The following is a 21,138-nucleotide window of genomic DNA, read 5'->3' as shown; positions in this document are numbered from 1 at the left end:
CTGCCGTCAAACCCCGCCGCGAAGTCAAAATTGGGCGCCATGAGGGGCAAATTTGAACGCCGATTAACAGATTGGGCGTCGCGAGGGACTGAAAGTATCGCATAACAGGAATGGCTCTGTGGGAACAACAGGACCGAAAGCTCCCAATTAAATCGACCCAAATTTCCAAAGCGGACCACAGCCGTCGCCCGAACCTGCTAACTCGAAATCGGAGAAAGAAAAACCTGTACAACCGTACGAATCGTCGTACATTTGTACGGTACGGCCATCAAGCGAAGCCGGATGGGGCTCTCAATGAAAGATGTCGCAATTGCGGGTTATGCGGAGACGAAGATCGACGTGCGGGGAGGCCGAACATCGTATGAGTTGGCAGGAGACGCACTCGACCAGACTTTGCGTCAGACCAATGTGGACAAGTCCGAAATAGATGGCCTGCTGGTGTCCGAAACTATGAGCGAGAGCGCTAACCCGTTCTGGGCGCAGTATATGGCCGACGTTCTGGGCATGACCCCGACTTGGCTTGAACTGCTAGGGCTCGGAGGCGTCTCCAGCATTGGCGGCGTCGCGCGTGCGGCCATGGCAATTCGAAATAAAGCCTGCTCCATCGCCCTTGTGCTCGCTGCAGACGCGCAGTCCAGCGGCCAAACGCCCGAGCAGGGCGCGCAACGGTTCGAGTTTCAGTATCCCACCGGATTACGCGGTCCTGTCGGTGCATTCGGGATGATCATGCGGCGGTATGACCATCTTTACGGCTTAAACAGGCAAGCCCTCGCTCGGCTCGCCGTGACCCAGCGCAGCCATGCTCTCCTGAATGACAATGCATGCCCGCGCCTGCGAAAGGCGATGACAGAGGAAGATTATCTAAACTCAAAGCTGGTTTCAGACCCGCTGCGCGTCCTCGATAGCGTCATGGTCTGCGATGGCGCGAATGCTGTTCTGATGATGTCCAGCGATGAGGCGAAGCGACGGGGTCTGAAGGCGGTCTATCCGACCGGTTACGCAGAGTTGACGCACTACAAGGTCACTGAACCGCTTACGGAGATCACGGAATCGGGATTTCTGGAGGTGGGTCCGCGTGCGCTGAAGCAGGCCGGATTGCAAGCGAGGGACGTGCAATCCTTCCATCCGTATGATGACTTCATCATCGCGATCATGTTGCAGCTCGAGCAGATTGGCTTCTGCGACGTTGGGAAAAGCGCTGATTTCATCCTCAGCAAGGATATGACGTTCAAGGGGGACCTCCCGCTTAACACTGGTGGCGGACAGATTTCCGCCGGACAGCCGGGGCTTGCCGGGGGAGGGCTTAACCTGGTCGAAGCCGTTCGGCAGATGTTCGGCGATGGCGGACCGCGGCAAATCAAGAGAACTCAGAATGCAATGGTCACCGGCATCGGTGGCATCCCCTATGCTCGTAACTGGTGCACCTCAGCAGTCATGATCCTGGAGCAATAGAAATGAACGAGAACGTGAGAGCGCTCCGGCCTCTTCCCAAAACTGGATCATACATCGACACGAAGGAGTTTTGGGACGGAGCAAAGCGCGGCAAGTTGATGTTGCAGTTCTGCAGCGAGGCCAAACGTTTTCAGCATTTCCCAAGGCCGGTAAGCCTGTTCACCGGGCGAAAGACCGTCGAGTGGCGGGAAGCGTCGGGCTACGGAACTGTGTATTCGTGGACTGTCACTCGTTCGCCGTGGCCAGGTCACGAACAGCGGGTCCCGTACATCTGCGCCTATGTCGAGCTCGACGAGGGCGTTCGCTTCTTGTGTAATCTGGTCGATTGCGATGAGAATGAAGTCGAGATTGGCATGCCGGTCGAGGTGCGATGGGACCGGCTCACTGAAGAGATCGCATTCCCCGACTTTGCGCCACGACGGAGTTAGCTGTGAAGCTGCCCGCCTACCTTGCTGCTCAAGCACAGCTTCTGCCGAATAAGGCAGCTCTCGTCTGTGGCGAAAACCGCGTCACATTTCGGCAGCTTCACGAGGACAGCAGCCGTATTGCGACCTATCTGCGCAATTCCGGCATCAATGTTGGGGATCGCATCGCGATCTGCCTACCAAATTGCTGCGAGTTCGTGACCATCTTCTTTGCAATCGTGCAGTGTGGCGCGATAGCGATGCCGATCAATATGCGCCTCTCGTCAAGCGAGATTTCGGCGATCATAAAGGATGCTGAGCCGGCTGCTCTATTCTTCAGCGATTCCGAGCGTGAAGCCGTCGCCAAGCTCGACCCTGCAGGCTTTCAGCGTTTCTTTGTCGGAGAGACCTCAATCGACGGCGAAACCTCCCTTGCAACTCTCCTTGGGACTCAGATCGAGCAGATAGATGTCCCACCAGAGTGCGACGATTGCACGATCTCATACACCTCCGGAACGACCGGGCGACCGAAGGGCGTGATCACCACGCAAGCGAATTATATCGTTGCGAACGGATTCTTGAACGCGACGTATTGGCGAGTGTCCGCCGACGATCGTATCTTGGTCACGACCCCGTTGGCGCATCGAACTGCCTTTGCGCGGGTTGGCAATATGGCCGTCCTGGGCGCGACCCTCTACATCATGCCCCGTTTCGATGCGGAGGAGGCGACCAGGATCATTGAGGCTGAGCAGATCACGCTCATCTCCATCGTTCCGACCGTCGGCCGAATGATGCTGCCGTCCATTGAAGCCAGTTCGGACCGGTATCGCTCCCTCCGCGTCCTTGTGGCGACGGGGGAGGCGTTTCCTGTCGAGGCCAAGCGACGATTGATGGCGGCGCTTCCGCACCTTCAAATCTTTTCTTTCTTTGCGATGACGGAGGCGGGCGCGCTGGCAATGCTCCAGCCGCACGATCAACTCAAGTACAGCAGCTCTGTCGGGCGCGTCACGCCAGGGGTGGAGCTTCGGCTAGTCAACGAAGCGGGCGAGCCAGTGCGAACGGGTGAGGCCGGAGAAATATGGGTGCGGTCGGGACTCCCGGGCCAATATCTTCTATTCAGGACATACTTCAGACAGCCGGACGCGATACGCGACGCGTTTCAAAATGGCTGGTTCAAGACAGGAGATATCGGCCGTTTTGATGAGGAGGGGTATCTCTACATCGTCGATCGAAAGAAGGACATGGTCCTTTCCGGCGGATATAACGTGTATTCCAAAGAGGTCGAACTGGTCCTTCTGCGTCATCCGGGAGTGGCGGACGCCGCAGTGATCGGTGTGCCCGACGAAATCTATGGGGAATCCGTCGCGGCGTTTGTAGAGCTCGATCCCGGAGCCGCCGTATCGGCCGATGCGCTGATTCAGCGTTGCGCGGAGGAACTCGCGAGCTATAAGAAGCCGAAGCACGTCGTGTTCGTGCGTGAACTACCCAAAAACAGCACGGGTAAGGTCTTGAAGACTGAACTACGCAGCGCTTTCAAAAAGCCTCAGATCGTTTAGACAATCCACATCGCCGACATGCCAGAAAACTCCGCAGCAACGAAGCAAGGTTCCTCCACTGTCGAAAGTAGAGGAAAGCTTCAGCAAAGGCACATCGCTGGCGTCGTTTACGACCTGATCGCGGAGCGGGGCATTGAAAACGTAACAATGCGGCAGATTGCCGATGCGGCAAATGTCAGTCTTGGCACGATCACCTATCATTTTCGGTCAAAAGAAGAGCTGATCGCGACGGCGCTCGAGTCAGGTTATGCGTTGCCTGACGACTGGGATCAGTACAAGGGCTCGCCGGCTGCCCAGCTTCGTCGCATCGCATTGTCGTATATTGAGCAGATGCCCGCGAACCGATGGTGGCGCTTCTGGATCAACTCGGTCGCGATGAGTACCCGAAATGCCGAGCTTCAGACGATTCAATCCAAACGCTTCGACAAGCAAAGGCGTTTCTGGATCAAGCTGATTGCGGAGGGGCAAAAGGCTGGCGAGATCAGATCGGATCTTGCCGTTGAAGAGACTGCTGATCGGATGCTCGTCGAGGTTCACGGCCGCATCATTCTTCAACTCGTGAAGCCCGGCTCCAAAATGAGAAATGCTGCGCGCGACGCGATCAATAAAATGATCGATGACGTTCTGACAAACGCATAACTCGCACGCTTTCATTAATCGGCTAGGACGAAAACCGTGCGCTCGCGCGTCTATGCCTGCGCGGATCATATTGTCGCACGCTGGTACGATATGTCGTACAACCGTACGATTTTGCATTGACAGGAGGTTTTCTCCCCGTACGCTAAGGGGATCAATCGCGATCAGCCGTTCAGGAAGTGCGGTATCGGTTGGCGGTCTTGGTCGTTGTTTGAATCTGGGCAGATGCGCTCTTACCAAGCGGGGACAAACATGACCAAATCGTACGCGATATTCGTCGCGATCATGCTTGCGTTGTCTGTAAGTGCAGAAAGAAGCTTGGCTGCGGAGAAAGTTCGAGCGCTCATTCCTGTGCGCAACATCGATGAATCTCTCGCTCCGTTTCCGGTGGCCAAGTATCTGGGCTACTACGCGCAAGAAGGTCTCGACGTCGATTTGCTTGCTGTCGGCGGGTCGAATGAAGTTGCTATTCAGATAGCTGCTGGGAACGGCGACGTCGGGGAAGCAACTCCCGCGCAAGCGGTGATTGGGATGCAACAGAACGCAAGCGCGCCGCTCGACTTGCGGTACTTCTACAACGCGGGCTATCGGAATATTTGGTCGATCTCCGTGCCCGCGGACAGTCCAGTAAAAACGATTGCTGATTTGCGCGGCAAACAGATTGGAGTGACCGCGTTAGGAAGCGCCGGCACCACGTATGGAAAAGCTTACATAAGATCTGGGGGACTGAATCCAGATACTGATGTGACGTTTGTACCAATAGGGGCGGGTCCCCAGGCTGCGACCGCGATCCAACAGAAAGTGGTAGATGCAATCGTCTTCTGGGACGCCGCCAATGTGCGTTTCGAACTGAGCGGGATTAACCTGCGGCCGCTCAAGCTCGACGCCAAGCTCGAGGCGCTGCCGGATGTTTCGATCCTGGCGCGTAACGATGTTATTCGCGACAAGCCAAAAATGCTGGTCGGTTTCGCGAGAGCTGTCTCCAAGGCGCTCGATTTTACATTGGCAAACCCGGCCGCGGCGGTCTTGATCACTTGGAAGATGTATCCGGAAAGTCGACCAAAAGAGAAAGATCCTCAAAAGGCCTTGGCCCAAGGCCTGAAGATTAGTCAGTTGAGAATGGCCGGGTGGACCAATTCAAAGACAGGCGGCAAGAATGGTCTCTTTTTGGAGGACGATTGGAAGAACCTCGGTGCCTTTTTGCTGAGAGAAAAACAGATCACTCAACCGGTGCCGACATCGCGCATGTACACCAACGACTTTATCGACGAGATCAACAAATACGACAGAGCGGCCGTTGTACGGCAAGCAAAAGAATTCGATCTGAAATCGGTCCAACAATAAACCGCCGCGAAGGAGCAGGGCGCCTGCCGACAGGAACAGTCGGCCGGCGTATTTACTTCCAGCCTGTGGGCGAATGCCGGTTACTCGCATCCAGCAACCAGAGCGTTGACTTCTTGGAATTGTGTAAGCCGGTATATCGCTTCGTGTGAGTATTCGGCCCATTACGGTCAAGCGGCGTGAGCACCGCGGTGAGCTGCTTTCCATTGCGCTCAATTTTGGGCGCTAAGCTACAGATCGTTCCGTACGCGCGTCTTTCTGTTGACTGAATAGTCAACTTAAGATAACAATTGATTAGCCAACGAGGATCGTCAGATGACCCGTCATGGGCGGCGGTGTCCACGTTAGGCTCGCGGCGCCGATGCTCTGCGTCTCGAGCCGCAATCAGATCATTAGGAGAGTTAAATGGCTGTCGCACGTCACCCTCGTCCCAAGGAATTAGAGTCAGCCTCCCTTGAGGCAATTATGGACCGTTTTGTCGCTCGTTACGCGGACCGGCGCGCTGACTGGGCGGCTTTTGAAGACGCCAAGATCGAGGGCTTCAAGCGTGCGCAGCATCGATTTATCGGTGCAGGCGGTTCCGGCAAGCACGGAGACAAATCGGCGATCCCTCCGGGAAACTTCACGCTCTCAATCATGTTTGTGCCTCCAGGGCAGGGAAATGCGGCGCATACGCATGAGGTGGAAGAGGTCTTCTTCGTTCTGCAGGGGCATCTCGATGTCTTCGTTCAAGATGAAGACGGCCGCAAAATCGAGAAGCGTCTTGGACCATGGGAGTGCCTTGCCTGCCCGGCTGGCGTCATTCACGGCTACCACAACAATAGCCTCGAACCGGTTTATTTCCAGGTGATGCTTGGCCGCGGCCGGCCTGAAACGATGGGCTATGCCGACGACGAACTGTATAAGCGTCGTGATGCTCACCTGGCGGCGTCCTAACTGAGGCTCCTGATTGGAGGCTTCTGCTGACGTGTCCTTACGCAGCAGACGCCTTTCAAGTGATGGCGGACCGTACTTGGTACAGCACGGATGGTCGTGCAAACTGCGGTTGGAATCGCGACCACAGTATCTTCAGCCTCCTGACATCCGGCGTCCGGGTTGAGAAGGCAGAGCAATCATGTGACGCGAGACGCACATGAGCCGCATTGAGCATGATTTTCTCGGTCAGCGCGAGATTGCTGACGACCTCTACTATGGCGTTCAGACCGTCAGAGGTTTTGAAAACTTCAACATTACCGGCGTTCCGATGAGCCATGAGCCCTTCTTTGTGAAGGCTTTTGGTTACGTCAAGGCTGCAGCGATGGCAAATCGAGATCTTGGGGTCTTGGCGCCGGATATTGCCGCAGCGATCCTGGAAGCCTGCGACCGGCTCACCAACGGAACCGTGAACGATCAGTTCATCACCGACCTTGTGCAAGGCGGTGCCGGCACTTCAACCAACATGAATGCTAACGAGGTGATCGCCAATCTCGCGCTGGAAACGCTGGGCCGGGAGAAGGGCGAGTATCAGTATGTCAGCCCGAACGATCATGTGAACTATGGTCAGTCGACCAATGATACTTATCCTACAGCGCTTCGTCTGGCGCTGATCATGCGGCTTGAGCCGTATCTTGCTGCACTGGGAAAGCTGCAAGATGCGTTCTTTGACAAGGGAAAGGAATTTTCACGCGTCCTGAAGATGGGCCGGACCCACCTTCAGGATGCCGTGCCCATGTCTCTGGGTTCGGAGTTTCGGGGCTGGGGAACGACCATTGGAGAGGAGATTGACCGTACACGAGAGGTTCAAAAGCTGCTCCGAGAGATAAATCTTGGAGCGACTGCGATCGGTACGTCCGTCACCGCTGTCCGCGGCTATCCTCCCCTGGCGGTGAGACATCTAAGCGATCTGACGGGCCTTCAGTTCGTGCTCGCGAACGATCTCGTTGAAGCGACGTCGGATACGGGAGCTTATGTGCAGCTCTCGGGCGCTCTGAAGCGAACAGCGAGCAAACTGACAAAGATATGCAACGATATCCGGTTGCTGAGTTCAGGGCCACGCTGCGGATTGAATGAAATAAACCTGCCTCAGCTGCAACCCGGTTCTTCAATCATGCCCTGGGAAGGTCAATCCGGTCATTCCCGAAGTCGTGAACCAGGTCAGTTTCCTGGTCATCGGTCTCGACACCACAATTTCGCTCGCGGCCTCGGCGGGACAATTGCAGCTCAATGTGATGGAGCCGGTGATCGCTTTTTCGCTATTCTTTTCCATTCGCACCATGGAACGAGCGGTGACGAGCCTTCGCGATCGTTGCATCGGTGGAATAACGGCCAACGAGGAACATGCGAAAAATCTGGTTCTGAACTCTTTAGGCATCGTCACGGCATTGAAGCCCTTGTTCGGCTATCGCGTTTGTGCCGAAATCGCCCGGACGAGCTATTTGGAAGGAAAGTCGCTTCACCAGCTAGTCGTGGTGGAGCGAAAGCTCATGTCTCAACAGCAATGGGATGAAATGCTGAACTTTGAACGATTGGTCAATCTAGACTTTTCATAGCTTGACACGCGCAGAAATCATGCCTGTTTGACGGCTTCTGCAAATCTTTCGAAGAATTGATCAGCAAGCTTTTTTGCCGTGCCGTTGATGAGGCGCTGTCCGAGCTGAGCCAGCTTCCCGCCGATTTGCGTCTCAACCTCATAGGAGAGCAACGTGTTTTCGCCGTGATCGGCGAGGCGAACCGAGGCAGCCCCCTTGGCGAAGCCCGCGATGCCGCCGTCCCCGGTACCGGAAATCCGGTATCCTTCCATGGGCGAAATATCAGACAACGTCACTCGACCTTTGAACTTCGCCTTCACAGGGCCGATCCGATTGATCGCGACCGCCTCAAACTCGTGCTCGGACAGGAGATTAAGCTCCTCGCAACCCGGGATGCACGATTTGAGCGTGTCGGGGTCGTTAAGCTTATTCCACACTGTCGCGCGGGAAGCCGCCAGCTCAATTGTCCCGCTCATCGTCATCGGCATTATCAAGGTCCTTGTTTAAGTGAGGGACGGTGGCGTCGAACACCGCACTAAGAAATGGGCACGCCGCGGATGTAAGCTCAAGCGAGCTGAAGTTCGACGGTGGTTCGATCCGTGTCATTACGCAGGGATCAACCCACTTCGCTTTTTAATAGTTTGAACCAGGCTAAAAGGAGCGAGGACTGAGGTCTTGGGGTTGGCTTCAAGCGTCTTCGATCGAATTGTCGTGGAGAGTTCTCCGAATTCTCCGCGCGCAACGTATGAATGTAGATTGCCTTCAGCGTTCGGATCGACGATCAAACGGACGCGTGTCTTGTCAAAGCCTAGTCCTGCCAGCGCGATAGCGGCCACGACATTTGCATTTTGCGGAAATATCAGTGCAGCTGTCCGAGCTTCGCAATCAATAATGGTATGAGGCTCAGTCACTCTGTCCAACTGCACGATCTTCTCGGCAGCCGTTCCCTTCCACGCCGCGGGGGCGTTTCGTCCAATGTATTCGACAGATGAGAGGCCTGCCTCTCGCGCAGTGCTGAGCGCGTCTATTCCACCGAGAGCTCCGCCGGGAATCAGCAGCTTGCCGCCGCTTGAACTGGCAGACCGAAGCGCTGCCTCCAGTTCAGGATCAGCCAGCGCACCAACGGACACGACGAGCAGATCAGTTCCGCGGCGCAGGACGGTTTCGCCGAAAGTTCGCAGTGCGCCATGACCGGCGCATTCCACCACGAGATCTGGTCGTGCCGATAGTAGTCCCTCGATATCGTCGACCACTGGCTTGGAGCAAATGTCGGCTCGGGGCAACGAAAGGATTGCACAAGTCTCGATTTCCGGCTCGGAGTTCAATTGCGAGATGAGAAATCGTCCGATCGCTCCATATCCGATAACTGCAATCCTCAAGGGGAAACTCCACGGTCGAGGTCAGCTATATGTTGACGATACAGTCAACATGATGTCAAGCTCTCAAGTCAGATGTCGAGCGCTCGCCAGTCGTGCGCATGAGAGAGCAGGAATATAGGAATGAAGATGGCTGAGAGTTCTGTGCGCGCGCCTGTAACGAAGGACGGTCGCTTCTCGGTTATCGATCCCTGGACTCAAGTAGCTGCATTTGATGTGCAGCCGGGCGGAAACGAGGCGGTTGATCGGACGGCAAAATCCGCGCGGTCAGCTTTCCAGGCATCTATCAAGGCATCTGCTCATCAGCGTGCATCCTGGCTGGTCGCTGCAGCCAAGGTCCTCGAGGGCGAGTTCGATCGCCTTGTGGCAATGACAATCTCGCACATCGGCAAGCCGCGCCGGGCCGCGGAAATGGAGGTGAAGCGCAGCATCGCGTTTATTCAGGCGTGCGCGCAGCATATCCACAGCATTGGCGGCGAGGTCATCCCGCTTGATGCTGTCCCTGCAGGCAAGGGATTGTTCGGATTTGCGCGGCGCGTGCCGTACGGCGTCGTGGCCGCGGTCACGCCGTTCAATGCGCCGTCCAATTTGCTGGTTCAGAAAGTCGCGCCGGCGCTCGTGACTGGAAACGCCGTCATCATCAAGCCAAGTCTTGAAGGCACGCAGATCGCGGAAGTGATTGCGAAGGCATTTGTCCAGGCGGGTCTTCCGGAAGGGCTCATTCACGTCATTCCGGGCGACCGTGACGAGGCGCTTGCACTTGCCGCGCATCCGGACGTGGATGTCGTTACCCTGACGGGAGGAACTGCGGCGGGGGACGCTTTAGCGCGCGCGGCAGGCGCGAAGCGCTTCCTCGGCGAACTTGGCGGAAATTCAGCGAACATGGTGGCCGCAGATGCGAATCTCGAGGACGCCGTTGCGCGCCTCATTCCATCATCTTTCGAAGCAAGCGGTCAGCAGTGCATCTCGACCCAGCGGATCATCGCGGAGACGTCGATTTTCGATAAGTTTCTCGAGCGCTTCGTCGAGGCGTCCAAGCGGCTCAAACTGGGGGATCCCAGACTGCCCGAGACCGATCTGGGGCCTGTTGTAAATGCGCGCGCTGCAGCCCGAATAACCTCTATGCTCGATGATGCGCGGGCACTTGGTTGCAGCATCGTGAGCACTGGTGAAAGCGCTGGATGCCTCATTCCGCCAACGATCGTCGTCGATCCTCCTCCAGAGGCGCGACTGGTTCGCGAAGAGGTTTTTGGTCCGGTGGTGGTTGTCATGCGGGCTGACAGCCTCGACCATGCAATTAAGATCGCCAACGAATGCGAGTTCGGACTGCAGGCGTCGTGTTTCACGACGAGCCTGGCGTCGGCAATGCGGGTTTCGGAGGAGTTGAGGGCGGGTTCCGTCTGGATCAACGAAGCAAGCCGCTTCCGTCTCGATAACTATCCCTTCGGAGGCGTTGGCAGGTCAGGCGTGGGCCGCGAGGGGCTCCCATACGCCCTTGAAGAATACACGCAGCCGAAGTTTACCGGCGTCAGGATTGCCTGACGCTGGATCAACGAGCCCAGGACGGCGGTGTTTCCTGCATAAATTGAAGGCAGGCGCGACCTAGTTCGTCCCGGGCAGTGTTGAAGTGGGCAATGATCGATGTGTGATTATGCCCCTTCATCCACTTGAACGGCGGAGCGCGTCCCTTCGTGGCGGCTAAGCGGTGGGCGAGCTCGAAACAGTAAACGTCAATGAGAGGATTCTCAAACTCGGCGCAGGCCACGAAGGTGGGCGGGCTTTGAGCGTCGATATGCGAGACCGGCGATAGATCATCGTAAATTGATGTATCCGGACCGTAATAGGCCATGACGCGTTTGGCGTTCGGATTATCGTCTCGCGCATCAGCGCGGACTCTCCCGCTGACGATCAGAACACCGGCAAGGCCGTGGCCAGCAGTTGGTTGCAGCCTTTTATCGTAGGCATAGCTCCCGACATGAGCGCCTCCCGCGGAATGGCCCATGAGGAATATGCGCTTCGGATTGACGTTAATCCGGCTGGCGTTGGCCCGAACCCAGCTCACGACTTTCGCGATGTCGAACGTTGCTTCTGGATACTGAATCTCGGGCGCAAGGCGATAGCCGACATTAACGCCGACGACGCCGTGCCGGGCGAAGTAATACAGCACGTTGGCGTAGATCTCAGAGCTGCGATGCCGGCTGCCCTCGGTGAAAGCCCCGCCGTGCACGAAAATGAGAGCGGGTCGTTTTCCGACGGCGCCTCTCGAGGGAGTAAACATCTCAAATTTCTGCCTCTCATGCTCCCCATAGGAGATAGTCTCGACAGCGATGTTGTCCTTCGGCGACCACTTGAGCACGTCGGTGAACTTGTCGATCATCAACTGAATGTGGCCCTTTGTGTCGGAGGCCCAAACCGGGCCGACCTTTGCCATGAGGTCGGACAATTCAGACGGTATCGTCGGCAGCACAGTCATTCTGCACTCACAGCTTCAGAAGTTTTCGCGCGTTTTCCCCGACGAGTTTACGTTTGTCGTCCGGCGATAGTTGAAGTTGATTGATCCACTCCATGCCATCCTGGTTCGCGACGTAGGGGTAATCGACGGCGAACATGATCCGGTTGATGCCAAGCTCGAGCATTGTGCACATGAGCGCGGGCGTGGAAAAAAATCCGCTCGTCGTCACGTGGAAATGTTCACAAAACGTCTTGCGGAAATCGAGCGGCCTCTGGCCGGGGCGGGCGAGCGCCTGATTGATGCGCCATAGGAGGAATGGCAGCGTCTCTCCAAGGTGCCCGAGGATGATCTGGAGCTTTGAGTATTTCTCAAGCGCTCTGCTCAAGATGAGCCGGATGGCAACGGTCGCCGTCTCGACTGTGAATCCCCAAGCCGGGCGGATAACGGTCGGAAATTCATTCGCGTAGTCGTCGTAGTAAAGTTTGGTGACGTCCGAATTTGGAACCGAGGGATGCAGATAAATCGGAACGTCAAGTTTTTCCGCGACCTCAAAGATTGGCCAGAACCGCTTATCGTCGATGAACAGGCCGTTTGTTAAGCCGTGAATCATCGCCCCCTTAAAGCCCAGTTCCCTGACGCATCTCTCCAGCTCCAACGTCGCCTGTTCTGGAACCGGAGTCGGAAGGGCTGCAAATGCTGCAAAGCGGGATGGATATTTGGCGCAAGCCTCGGCGAGGCGATCATTCGTTCGCTTTGTCAGGTCGACGGCGATCTCTGGCGGTAATTTTTGTGCAGCCGGTGCGCCGTGGGAAAGCACCTGGATATCGATTCCGGCCTCATCCATCGAACGGAGTCGAACGTCGCCGATCTCCGTCAATAGATCCTGGACGTGCGACTTGTTCTCGCCACTGGGAAAATGCCTTGCCAATTCAGCATCCCAATAGTGCTCTTCAATGGCAATGACTGGCGCATTGTTATGCATTGCAAAATCCCACTTTTATGCTCTCATGCGGTTTGACGCAGGCTACCCATGTGTTGACCGAATAGTCAACAATCCATATAATGATCTGGGATTGCCTGGTCACTAACAGCCGTCAGCTTAGGTAGGCGCTGGTGTATCACTTTGAGGAGGCCGTAAGCCGATGGTTGTTTTTCGCTGGGGGGCACAATGAAGCCGCCGATTCTGGAGTATGCCGCGCCCACTTCTGTCGACGAAGCTGTGAAGTTGCTGGCATCAAGCGATGGGAACGCGAAGGTCATTTCCGGCGGACAAAGCCTGATGCCAATGTTGGCCTACCGTCTCGCGTCGCCGAACCTCCTCGTTGATCTCAAGCATCTCAAAAATCTGAACGAAATTACCATCGATGAAGATGGAGTGCGATTGGGCGCGAAAGTGCGCTGGTGCGATATCGAGGCAGACAGGCGACTTTCTGTCAGTCATCCTCTGCTTGCAGAGGCGATCAAGCACGTTGCGCATTACCAGGTTCGGAATCGGGGAACGGTCGGTGGATCTGTCGCTCATGCGGATCCTTCGGCTGAAATGCCGGGAATCGCGCTCACGTGCGAAGCGCAAATGACCATTGTTGGTCCGTCGGGCACGCGGACTGAGGAGGTCGCCGATTTCTTTGTGGGGCCGCTGCAAACGACTCTCGAGCCGGATGAAATTTTGACAGAGATTCGGCTCCCAGCCTGGAATGCGAAGCGAAAGTGGGCGTTTCTAGAGTTCGCCCGGAGGAAGGGCGATTTCGCCATGGCGGGAGTCGCTCTCTATTACGATCTCGACGAAAAGAATCAGATCGTTGGCGCTCATGTGGGGGCCATCGGCATTGCGGATCGGCCGATTCGTTTAAACGAAGTCGAGGCTTTGCTGAACGGAAATCCTCTGACCGAAGGCCTAATCGCCGCGGCCTCTGCGAAGGCAAGACAAACCGTCGATCCGCCATCCGACATTCACGCGCCGAGCGAGTATCGAGCGGCCCTTGTCTCGACACTTCTGGCGCGTGGCCTGAAGAAAACGGCGATTTAGGAGTTGGTTATGCAAATCGAATTCGATCTCAACGGCAACTCCGTAAAAGCCAATGTCGAGCCGCGCACGACACTTGCCGACTGCATCCGAAACAATCTTGGGCAAACCGGAACGCATCTCGCGTGCGAGCACGGTGTGTGTGGAGCGTGCACGGTGCTGGTCAACGGTGAGGCTGTACGCTCGTGTCTGATGCTGGCCGTTCAAGTCCAGAACGACAGCGTGGTTACCATAGAAGGGCTCTCGGGTGACGAATTGTCGCCGCTGCAAGCCGCATTCCGCAAGCACCACGCGCTGCAATGTGGGTTCTGCACACCAGGCTTCATCACGACAGCGCACGCGCTGCTCAGCCACGAGCCGGACGTCGATGAAGAGCGAATTCGTGATGTCCTCTCCGGCAATCTCTGCCGGTGTTCGGGATATATCCCCATTGTCGAGGCCGTCTTGGAGGCGCGCAGCTCATACCGGAATGCAGGTGGCAAGTCATGAAAGTATCAAATTCCTACATCGGCCGCCCGATGGAGCGCGTTGAGGACTTCCGCTTGGTGCGGGGCGCTGGCACTTACGTCGCTGACGTCAACAGGCCACACCAGCTCTATGCGGTAATTTTGCGAAGCTCCACTGCTCACGGGATTATCGAGTCGATCGATACTCAAGCCGCTCTCGCACTCGAAGGCGTTCACGCCATCCTGACGGCTAAGGATTTCGGAAATACGGTTCCGCGGATTCCGTTGAGGTTGCAGCCATTGCCGCAGCTTGAGACCTTTCATCAACCTGTGATTGCCGACGGCAAGGTTCGCTATGTCGGTGAGCCGGTCGCCGTGGTGGTTGCTGAAAGCCAGGCCATTGCCGAGGACGCGCTTGAATACGTTCGCTTGGACATTGAACCGCTGGCCCCTGTCGCCAATCGTGCTCATGCAGAAGCTAAAAAGTCACTGCTTTTCGAAGAACACGGTTCGAACGTTGCCATCACCTGGAAGGCCTTCCGCGGCAATGCGGACCAGGCCTTTAAGACTGCCGATTACGTTCGGCGTGAACGGTTCAAGGTACAACGGCACGCTGCGATGTTCATGGAGCCACGTGGCTTTGTGGCAGAGTGGGACAATGCGGCCGGCAAATTGACCGTATGGGGAGCGGCGAAGACCGCTTGGTATAACCGCCGTACTCTCGCTGCCCAAATGGGCCTCGATCTAGAGGCGGTTGATCTGATCGAGGTGGATGTCGGCGGCGGTTTCGGATCTCGCGGAGAATTCTATCCGGAAGACTTCCTTATCCCGGCCGCAGCGAAGATCGTCGGCCGGCCCGTTAAGTGGGTGGAAGATCGGCGCGAGCACATGATGAGCGCTAATCACGCGCGCGATGTGGAGTGCGAAGTCGAGTTCGCCGCAACACGCGACGGCAAGTTCATTGGGCTGCGAGGAGAGGCGTGGTGCGATACCGGAGCTTATGTCCGGACGAACGGTTCGGTCGGGCCGCGCAACATCGCGCAATACATGAGCGGTCCGTATTGTTTTGAGCACATCGATATCAAAAGCTCGATGTTGACCACAAACAAGACGCCCTGCGGAACGTACCGAGGCCCGGGCCGCTATGAAACAGATTTCATTCGCGAGAGGATGATTGATTTGGCCGCTCAAGACCTGAACATCGACCGTGTCGAAATACGCCGGCGAAATCTGGTGGCGGATGCTCAGATGCCTTATCCGCTTGCGTCGATTACCCCCTACGACAGTTCGACGGATCTCGACAGCGGTGACTATCAGGCGGTCTTTGATCGCTGCTTGCGCGAATTCAAATGGGAAGAGAAATCCAAGCTTCGCGGGCAGCTTATCGATGGCTACTATCACGGCCTGGCCGTGGGAAGCTTCATTGAGGGGGGCGCGGCAGGCCCCAAGGAAGAAGTTCGACTGGTGTTGGAGCCCGGTGGATTGCTGACGGTCTACATGGGATCGTCTTCGGTCGGGCAGGGGCTGGAAACCATCATGGCGCAGATCGCTGCGGATGCGATGGAGATCTCATACGAGAAAATTACGATCCTTCACGGCTCCACGAGCTACGTGAAGGATGGCTATGGAGCCTATCATTCTCGCTCAACCGTGATGGGAGGATCTGCAATCCTCGTTGGTGCTGAGAAGTTAAAGGACCTCATCCGAGAAAAGGCGGCCGCTCGTTTTGGATGTGCGCCAACTGAAGTGTCGCTCGTTGAAGAGCGGGCAACTTTCCGACAATCCAGCATACCGTTCGGTGAGCTTTCGGAAGAGCCGCTGGAGATCGAAGCCGAATTCCTCAACAAGAAGTACACATGGGCTTACGGCACCCAGGCCGCCCACGTCGGGGTCGATCCTGGCACCGGTCACGTCAAGGTCCTTGACTACATGTCGGTCGAAGACGTGGGGCGCATGATCAACCCATTGACCCTTCACGGACAGGCCATCGGCTCCATTGTTCAAGGTCTCGGCGGCGCCTTCCTCGAACATCTCGTTTACGACGATGAAGGGCAGCTTCTGACGGGTTCCTTCGCCGATTACCTCATGCCAACGGCGTCCGATTTCCCCAAGATCCAATCGATCACGGTTGAACTGAAACCCTGCCCAAATAATCCCTTGGGCGCCAAGGGCGCGGGAGAGGGGGGCCTTATCCCTGTGGGCGGCTTGATGGCAAATGCTATTGCCGACGCGCTGTCCCATCTCAACGTGCAGCCTATGGAATTGCCGCTGTCGCCGCCGAACGTCTGGCAGTTAGCTGAGAATGCGAGTGCGGGTGTTTCGCTGGCTTAGAGCGTTTTTGTTTGATTTTCGCGAGCGTTTACGCTCTCTCGTCTTATGGTGAGGGCACGCTCGCGTCCAAAGAGGCATATAGGCCTTAGGATACGGAGGAGTTTTCACTTCAGCTATCGAAGATAAGGGAGACCGTCTTGGCGCGTCGAAGTAGCGATCCAGCTCGTGTTCGAGAAAAGATTCTGAAGCTCGCCATGGAGGAATTCGGTCGTATTGGATTCGAAGGGGCGCGCGTTGATCGGATTGCTGAGCGGTGCAATCTCAGCAAGAACATGCTGTACTACTATTTCAAGTCCAAGGAGGGATTGTTCGTCGCTTCGCTTGAAAAGATGTACGAAGCGTTTCGTGATCAGCAGCGGGATTTATCCATCCGCGCAAGCGATCCAATGTTCGCAGTGGAGCAGCTGATCGAGCACACGTTTGTTGCTCTCGAAAGCAATCCGAATCTTATTCGGCTGCTCAACGAAGAAAATAAGCATCGCGGCAAATACATTCGAAAGTCGAAGCGGATTCGGGATCTGTACAATCCGCTTGTCGAGACCCTCAGTTTCATTCTCGATCGCGGGCGGAAGGATAAGATATTCCGGGCGGATCTCGATCCCACGCTGGTTTATCTGACGCTGTCGTCGCTATGCTATCACTATCTCTCAAATCAATACACCTTGGAAATTGCCCTTGGCCGTGATCTCAGTTCTGTCAGTTCGCGCCAGCACTGGGTCCGTCACGTGACAAACGTTGTCCTGCAATTCTGCATCTTCGATCCCGAAGATATGTTGCGCCAAAAAGCTGGAATGAAATCTCTCGAAATCGATGCGCGCGAACGACGCAAGGTCGAGTCTTGAAAAATAAGACTGTGCGCGCAGCACAAATCGAGTGCAGTGCACGCCATTCCGAGAGCTGCGCTCCGTTCCGCTAACATCCGCATTTATGATTGAAGGCCAACTGGTTAGATGAGGTGACGACAGAGAATTCTGTCGCCTCTCGCTACATTTGGTCGTGTCGAATTTGCAGAAGCTACAACAATTAGGCAATTCGCGTTGCGTGTTGCCTGAATGCTTTGCAGCAAAAGACATTTGTAGCTAGACAAATCCTAGAAATCCCAGTTAACTTCCTGGTCAACAGAGACCAAATCGTCGCGTATGTGGCGCGACAGATTAAGGCGAAGTGGATTAGGGATGATTGGTTCGAGCGCCCAGCTGAAAAACAGGGATGGTGAACGCGTTGCTGATATTCCCGGGAAGCCGGCAATGATCAGAATCGCTAATTTGGAAAAGCGATTTAATACGCGCTCAGGTGAGACGGTAAATGCGCTGACGAAGGTCAATCTCGACATTCGCGAGGGCGAATTCATTTCGGTCGTGGGGCCGAGCGGATGCGGCAAGACGACGCTGCTGCGCATTTTGGCGGGACTGGAGCAGGCGACGTCGGGCGTGGCGGAATGCGCGGGCGCGCAGATTACCGAGCCGCGTCCCGATGTAGGAGTCGTCTTTCAGCAGGCGACGTTGTTGCCATGGAATACAGTGCTCGAGAACGTTCTGCTTCCCGCAAGGCTCCGGCACGATAAATCTGAAGCTGTTGTTACGCGCGCTCGAGGACTCTTGTCCTTCATGGGCCTGCAGGATTTTGCGGAAAAATATCCGTTTGAACTGTCAGGCGGCATGCAGCAGCGCGTGTCGATTTGCCGCGCTTTGATGCGCGAACCGCGCATCTTGCTCATGGATGAGCCGTTTGGTGCGCTCGATGCAATGACCCGCGAAGCCATGAACATGGAGCTGATGCGAGTTTGGTCGGAAGAGAAGAAGACCGTCGTCTTCATCACCCATAGCATTCCGGAAGCCGTCCTGCTTGGCGATCGCGTCGTTGTCATGTCCCCGCGGCCGGGAAGAATATCGGAAGTCATCGACGTTGATGTCGGTCGTCCCCGCAGCCTCCAAACGATGGCGACGCCGCGGTTTGGCGAGCTCTGCGATCACATCCGTACAATCTTCGGTGCACAATCAATGACGGCGACCTCGCTATGAGCAAAACCTCATCAAACAAAAACCGGCTTCAATCGATTGTGCTCGCGGTTGTGCTTTTAGCCGTCTGGGAAGGTGCATGTCGCCTGTTTGATATCTCGCCGATCGTCCTGCCGGCGCCGAGTTCGACCGTTGTGCGCCTCTACGCTTTGTTTGAAAGCGGTACGATCTGGCCTCATCTCTGGGCAACGCTTTTCGAAATCTTGCTAGGGTTTGTGCTCGGCTGTATCGTCGGCCTAGTCGTCGGCGCGATGATATCCCTAATCCCGGCGTTCGAGCGGCTCGTCTATCCCTATCTGGTTGCTCTTCAGACGCTGCCCAAAATTGCCATAGCGCCACTCTTCATCATTTGGTTCGGCTATGGATTGACTTCGAAAGTCGTCATTACGGCTCTTGTCTGCTTCTTTCCTGTCCTCGTCAGCGTCATCGCCGGATTCCATTCACCGGATAACGATCAGTTGGACATGATGAAGGCGTTCGGCGCGACGAAGTGGCAGGTTCTCGTTCGCCTGAGAATTCCTTCAGCGTTGGTTTTGATCTTTGCCGGATTGGAGATTGCTGCAGTGCTCGCAGTCATCGGTGCGATCGTGGGAGAGTTCGTTGGTGCGCAAGTTGGATTGGGGTATCTCGTTGTTACGCTGAATTTCAGCATGGATGTTCCGGGCGTCTTTGCAGTTCTCGTCGTCCTGTCGGTGATCGGTTTGGCGATGCATGGCCTCATGCGCTACGCGGCTCGTCGTTACATTTTCTGGATCCGTCGTAGCGAAGCGCCGGTAATGACTTAAGCGATCCTAAAAGGAGTCGGATATGCCGATTAGACGTTCCCTGCGGCGCCTGTTTCTTTCATCGATGATCGTTGCTGCTGCTGTGTGTGACTTCAGCGCCGCAAACGCACTCGAGAAAGTCCGGGTACTGATCCCAGTCCGCAATATCGATGAGGCTTTTTCACCATTCGTCGTCGCGAAGGAAAGGGGGTATTTCGCTTCCGAAGGTTACGACGTTACGTTGATCGCCGTCGGTGGCTCCAACGAATCGGCAATCCAGGTCTCGGCGGGAAATGCGGAAGTCGGCGCCGCCTCTCCAGGCGAAGCTCTGGTTGGGGTTCAGTCCGGAAAGCTCGACATTCGGTACTTCTACGGGCTCTACTACTCGAATATCTGGTCGGTCGCCGTGCTACCTGATAGCCCAATCAAAGCGCTCAGCGACCTGAAAGGCAAGAAGCTGGGCGTCCAATCAATGGGAAGCGCTGGCACGACCTTTGGCCGCGCGTTTGTACAGGCCGCCGGCCTGAATCCCGACAAGGATATTTCCTTTCTGCCGATAGGTGTGGGAGCGCAAGCCGTTACGTCGATCCGTGAGAAATTCGTTGACGGCCTCGTCTACTGGGATGCCGCGCTAGCCAAGTTCAAGTTCTCAGGCCTCGACCTTCGCGAACTACCGGTAGCGGAAAATCTGCGCTCGCTACCGGATGTCGGATTGCTGGCCCGCAGGCAGACGATCGAGAGCAATCCGAAGATGCTAACGGGAATTGGACGGGCCGTTGCAAAGGGCTACGACTACTCAATGGCAAATCCGGAAGCGGCGGTTCTGATAACTTGGAAAGCGTATCCCGAGGCCGCATCCAAAAACCCAGATAGGGCCGCAGCGCTTAAGGAAGGGGTAATCGTCAATCAGGCGCGGCTCGGCATTTGGAATACGCCTAAGATTGGTGACAAGCACGGCACGTTAGTCCCTGACGATTGGAATCGGCTAATCAACTTCTTCGTCGACCAGAAGGTCTTACCGGCTCCCCTGCCTATCGATCACGTTCTAACGAACAAGTTTATAGATGGTATCAACAACTACGATAGAGCGGCCATTATCAACGATGCGAAGAAGGAAGACAGCTTCAAGCTTCAGGGCGGTTGAGGATCGTCACGCTCGGCCATGTTAAAATCTGGCGTGGTCTTCAGGCCCGGTGGGGTGCAGTTGGTTTCGCTATCCCATCATGACGAACGGCAGGATCGCCGCCGCACCAGCAATCGCGTGCCAAGGCGGCTAATCGCCAGAGCGCGGGGTAGCGCGCCGATCGCATAGCCGATCTAGGCGCCGCGCAAAGACCCGCACCGTGCGACGCCGTGCCCTTCGTTGGCCAGAACCGGTGCACGATCTCCTCGCCAAGCTTTTGCAGGTTTCCGGTTATGAGAACGCGGTTGAGCAACACCCCGTTGAAACGGTTGGCGCCGGAGTTCTGCAGTCCCAGGCCGAGGGCGAGAATGATCGGGCCTGAGGCGACGTCCGCGAAATTGCAAAGTTCGCTAACAGCATCGCGATGACAGCCAGCACCATCCATATCCGCGTGCCCGCGCGATCCGCGAGCCATGCCAAAACGACTCCAGTGAGGAACACAAGGACGATAAGTCGCGACTTCAATGCCGAGAAAGATCGTGTTGCCAATCATGGGGCCGGCAAAGGCATTGAAGTCGATATGTCCGATGGCGTCGGCATATCTGGGCGGTGAGGAAGAGAGGGATCGCCCGAAGCATTGGACGCTCAAAGCCGGTCGGACGCCAGAAGGCGGTCCAATAGGACACTGTGAGCGATTTGACGACCCAAT

Annotated in this window: 19 protein-coding genes and 1 pseudogene; 15 read left to right on the top strand and 5 right to left on the bottom strand. The window is 56.1% G+C overall.

Annotated features, from left to right (window positions below; translation table 11 throughout):
• Positions 1–294 precede the first annotated feature (294 nt).
• The 7 genes and pseudogenes from AC5ZG1_RS29870 to AC5ZG1_RS29840 all read left to right on the top strand — a co-directional run bounded on the left by AC5ZG1_RS29870 (position 295) and on the right by AC5ZG1_RS29840 (position 7,917).
• Positions 295–1,452: a thiolase family protein gene (locus AC5ZG1_RS29870; protein ID WP_496134932.1), complete on the top strand. Its 1,158-nt coding sequence runs from the start codon at positions 295–297 to the stop codon at positions 1,450–1,452.
• Positions 1,453–1,454: 2 nt separating this feature from the next.
• The gene (locus tag AC5ZG1_RS29865) at positions 1,455–1,880 is read left to right on the top strand and encodes a Zn-ribbon domain-containing OB-fold protein (RefSeq protein ID WP_496134931.1); all 426 of its coding nucleotides are present in this window, start codon (positions 1,455–1,457) and stop codon (positions 1,878–1,880) included.
• A gap of 2 nt (positions 1,881–1,882) precedes the next feature.
• Complete coding sequence (locus tag AC5ZG1_RS29860; RefSeq protein WP_496134930.1) at positions 1,883–3,412, top strand: class I adenylate-forming enzyme family protein; 1,530 nt, start codon at positions 1,883–1,885, stop codon at positions 3,410–3,412.
• Positions 3,413–3,430: 18 nt separating this feature from the next.
• Positions 3,431–4,051: a TetR/AcrR family transcriptional regulator gene (locus AC5ZG1_RS29855; RefSeq protein ID WP_496134929.1), complete on the top strand. Its 621-nt coding sequence runs from the start codon at positions 3,431–3,433 to the stop codon at positions 4,049–4,051.
• Between the two features lie 249 nt (positions 4,052–4,300).
• Positions 4,301–5,392 (top strand): ABC transporter substrate-binding protein, encoded by a 1,092-nt coding sequence (locus AC5ZG1_RS29850; protein ID WP_496134928.1) that lies wholly within the window; start codon positions 4,301–4,303, stop codon positions 5,390–5,392.
• Positions 5,393–5,794: 402 nt separating this feature from the next.
• A complete protein-coding gene (locus AC5ZG1_RS29845) occupies positions 5,795–6,325 on the top strand; it encodes a cupin domain-containing protein (protein WP_496134927.1) in 531 nt (176 codons plus the stop codon).
• A gap of 196 nt (positions 6,326–6,521) precedes the next feature.
• Positions 6,522–7,917: pseudogene (locus AC5ZG1_RS29840) on the top strand (aspartate ammonia-lyase).
• Positions 7,918–7,934: 17 nt separating this feature from the next.
• Here AC5ZG1_RS29840 and AC5ZG1_RS29835 read toward each other — a convergent pair.
• Together AC5ZG1_RS29835 and AC5ZG1_RS29830 are read right to left on the bottom strand one after the other, a co-directional pair.
• Entirely contained in the window at positions 7,935–8,384 is a 450-nt protein-coding gene (locus tag AC5ZG1_RS29835) for an SRPBCC family protein (protein ID WP_282526716.1), read from the bottom strand.
• Between the two features lie 117 nt (positions 8,385–8,501).
• On the bottom strand, positions 8,502–9,275 hold the full coding sequence (locus AC5ZG1_RS29830) for an aspartate dehydrogenase (protein WP_496134926.1): 774 nt from the start codon (positions 9,273–9,275) through the stop codon (positions 8,502–8,504).
• 120 nt (positions 9,276–9,395) lie between these two features.
• Between AC5ZG1_RS29830 and AC5ZG1_RS29825 the strand changes: the two genes are divergently transcribed.
• Positions 9,396–10,814 carry an aldehyde dehydrogenase family protein gene (locus tag AC5ZG1_RS29825; protein WP_496134925.1) on the top strand — a complete coding sequence of 473 codons (1,419 nt, stop codon included), beginning with the start codon at positions 9,396–9,398 and terminating at the stop codon, positions 10,812–10,814.
• Positions 10,815–10,821: 7 nt separating this feature from the next.
• Here the strand turns inward: AC5ZG1_RS29825 and AC5ZG1_RS29820 are convergent, their stop codons facing one another.
• Entirely contained in the window at positions 10,822–11,745 is a 924-nt protein-coding gene (locus tag AC5ZG1_RS29820; RefSeq protein ID WP_496134924.1) for an alpha/beta hydrolase, read from the bottom strand.
• Between the two features lie 7 nt (positions 11,746–11,752).
• Positions 11,753–12,706, bottom strand: a complete 954-nt coding sequence (locus AC5ZG1_RS29815; RefSeq protein WP_496134923.1) for an amidohydrolase family protein — start codon at positions 12,704–12,706, stop codon at positions 11,753–11,755.
• A gap of 186 nt (positions 12,707–12,892) precedes the next feature.
• Between AC5ZG1_RS29815 and AC5ZG1_RS29810 the strand changes: the two genes are divergently transcribed.
• From AC5ZG1_RS29810 to AC5ZG1_RS29780, 7 genes are all read left to right on the top strand, one after another.
• Positions 12,893–13,750: an FAD binding domain-containing protein gene (locus AC5ZG1_RS29810; protein ID WP_496134922.1), complete on the top strand. Its 858-nt coding sequence runs from the start codon at positions 12,893–12,895 to the stop codon at positions 13,748–13,750.
• Between the two features lie 9 nt (positions 13,751–13,759).
• Positions 13,760–14,236: a (2Fe-2S)-binding protein gene (locus tag AC5ZG1_RS29805; protein ID WP_496134921.1), complete on the top strand. Its 477-nt coding sequence runs from the start codon at positions 13,760–13,762 to the stop codon at positions 14,234–14,236.
• Complete coding sequence (locus AC5ZG1_RS29800) at positions 14,233–16,524, top strand: xanthine dehydrogenase family protein molybdopterin-binding subunit (protein ID WP_496134920.1); 2,292 nt, start codon at positions 14,233–14,235, stop codon at positions 16,522–16,524. Before AC5ZG1_RS29805 ends, AC5ZG1_RS29800 begins: the two co-directional genes overlap by 4 nt.
• A 137-nt stretch (positions 16,525–16,661) precedes the next feature.
• Positions 16,662–17,366 (top strand): TetR/AcrR family transcriptional regulator, encoded by a 705-nt coding sequence (locus AC5ZG1_RS29795; protein ID WP_282526724.1) that lies wholly within the window; start codon positions 16,662–16,664, stop codon positions 17,364–17,366.
• 333 nt (positions 17,367–17,699) lie between these two features.
• On the top strand, positions 17,700–18,545 hold the full coding sequence (locus tag AC5ZG1_RS29790; RefSeq protein WP_496134919.1) for an ABC transporter ATP-binding protein: 846 nt from the start codon (positions 17,700–17,702) through the stop codon (positions 18,543–18,545).
• A complete protein-coding gene (locus tag AC5ZG1_RS29785) occupies positions 18,542–19,327 on the top strand; it encodes an ABC transporter permease (RefSeq protein WP_496134918.1) in 786 nt (261 codons plus the stop codon). The genes AC5ZG1_RS29790 and AC5ZG1_RS29785 overlap by 4 nt, the downstream gene beginning before the upstream one ends.
• Positions 19,328–19,349: 22 nt before the next feature.
• Positions 19,350–20,450 (top strand): ABC transporter substrate-binding protein, encoded by a 1,101-nt coding sequence (locus tag AC5ZG1_RS29780; protein WP_496134917.1) that lies wholly within the window; start codon positions 19,350–19,352, stop codon positions 20,448–20,450.
• Between the two features lie 40 nt (positions 20,451–20,490).
• On the opposite strand, the gene AC5ZG1_RS29775 is transcribed toward AC5ZG1_RS29780, so the two are convergent.
• Positions 20,491–20,982, bottom strand: a complete 492-nt coding sequence (locus AC5ZG1_RS29775; RefSeq protein ID WP_496134916.1) for a hypothetical protein — start codon at positions 20,980–20,982, stop codon at positions 20,491–20,493.
• Between the last annotated feature and the right edge of the window lie 156 nt (positions 20,983–21,138).

The organism is Bradyrhizobium sp. Leo78 (assembly GCF_059512425.1).
Note: the sequence above shows the minus strand (reverse complement) of the source record. Positions and strands in the feature narration are given on the sequence as shown.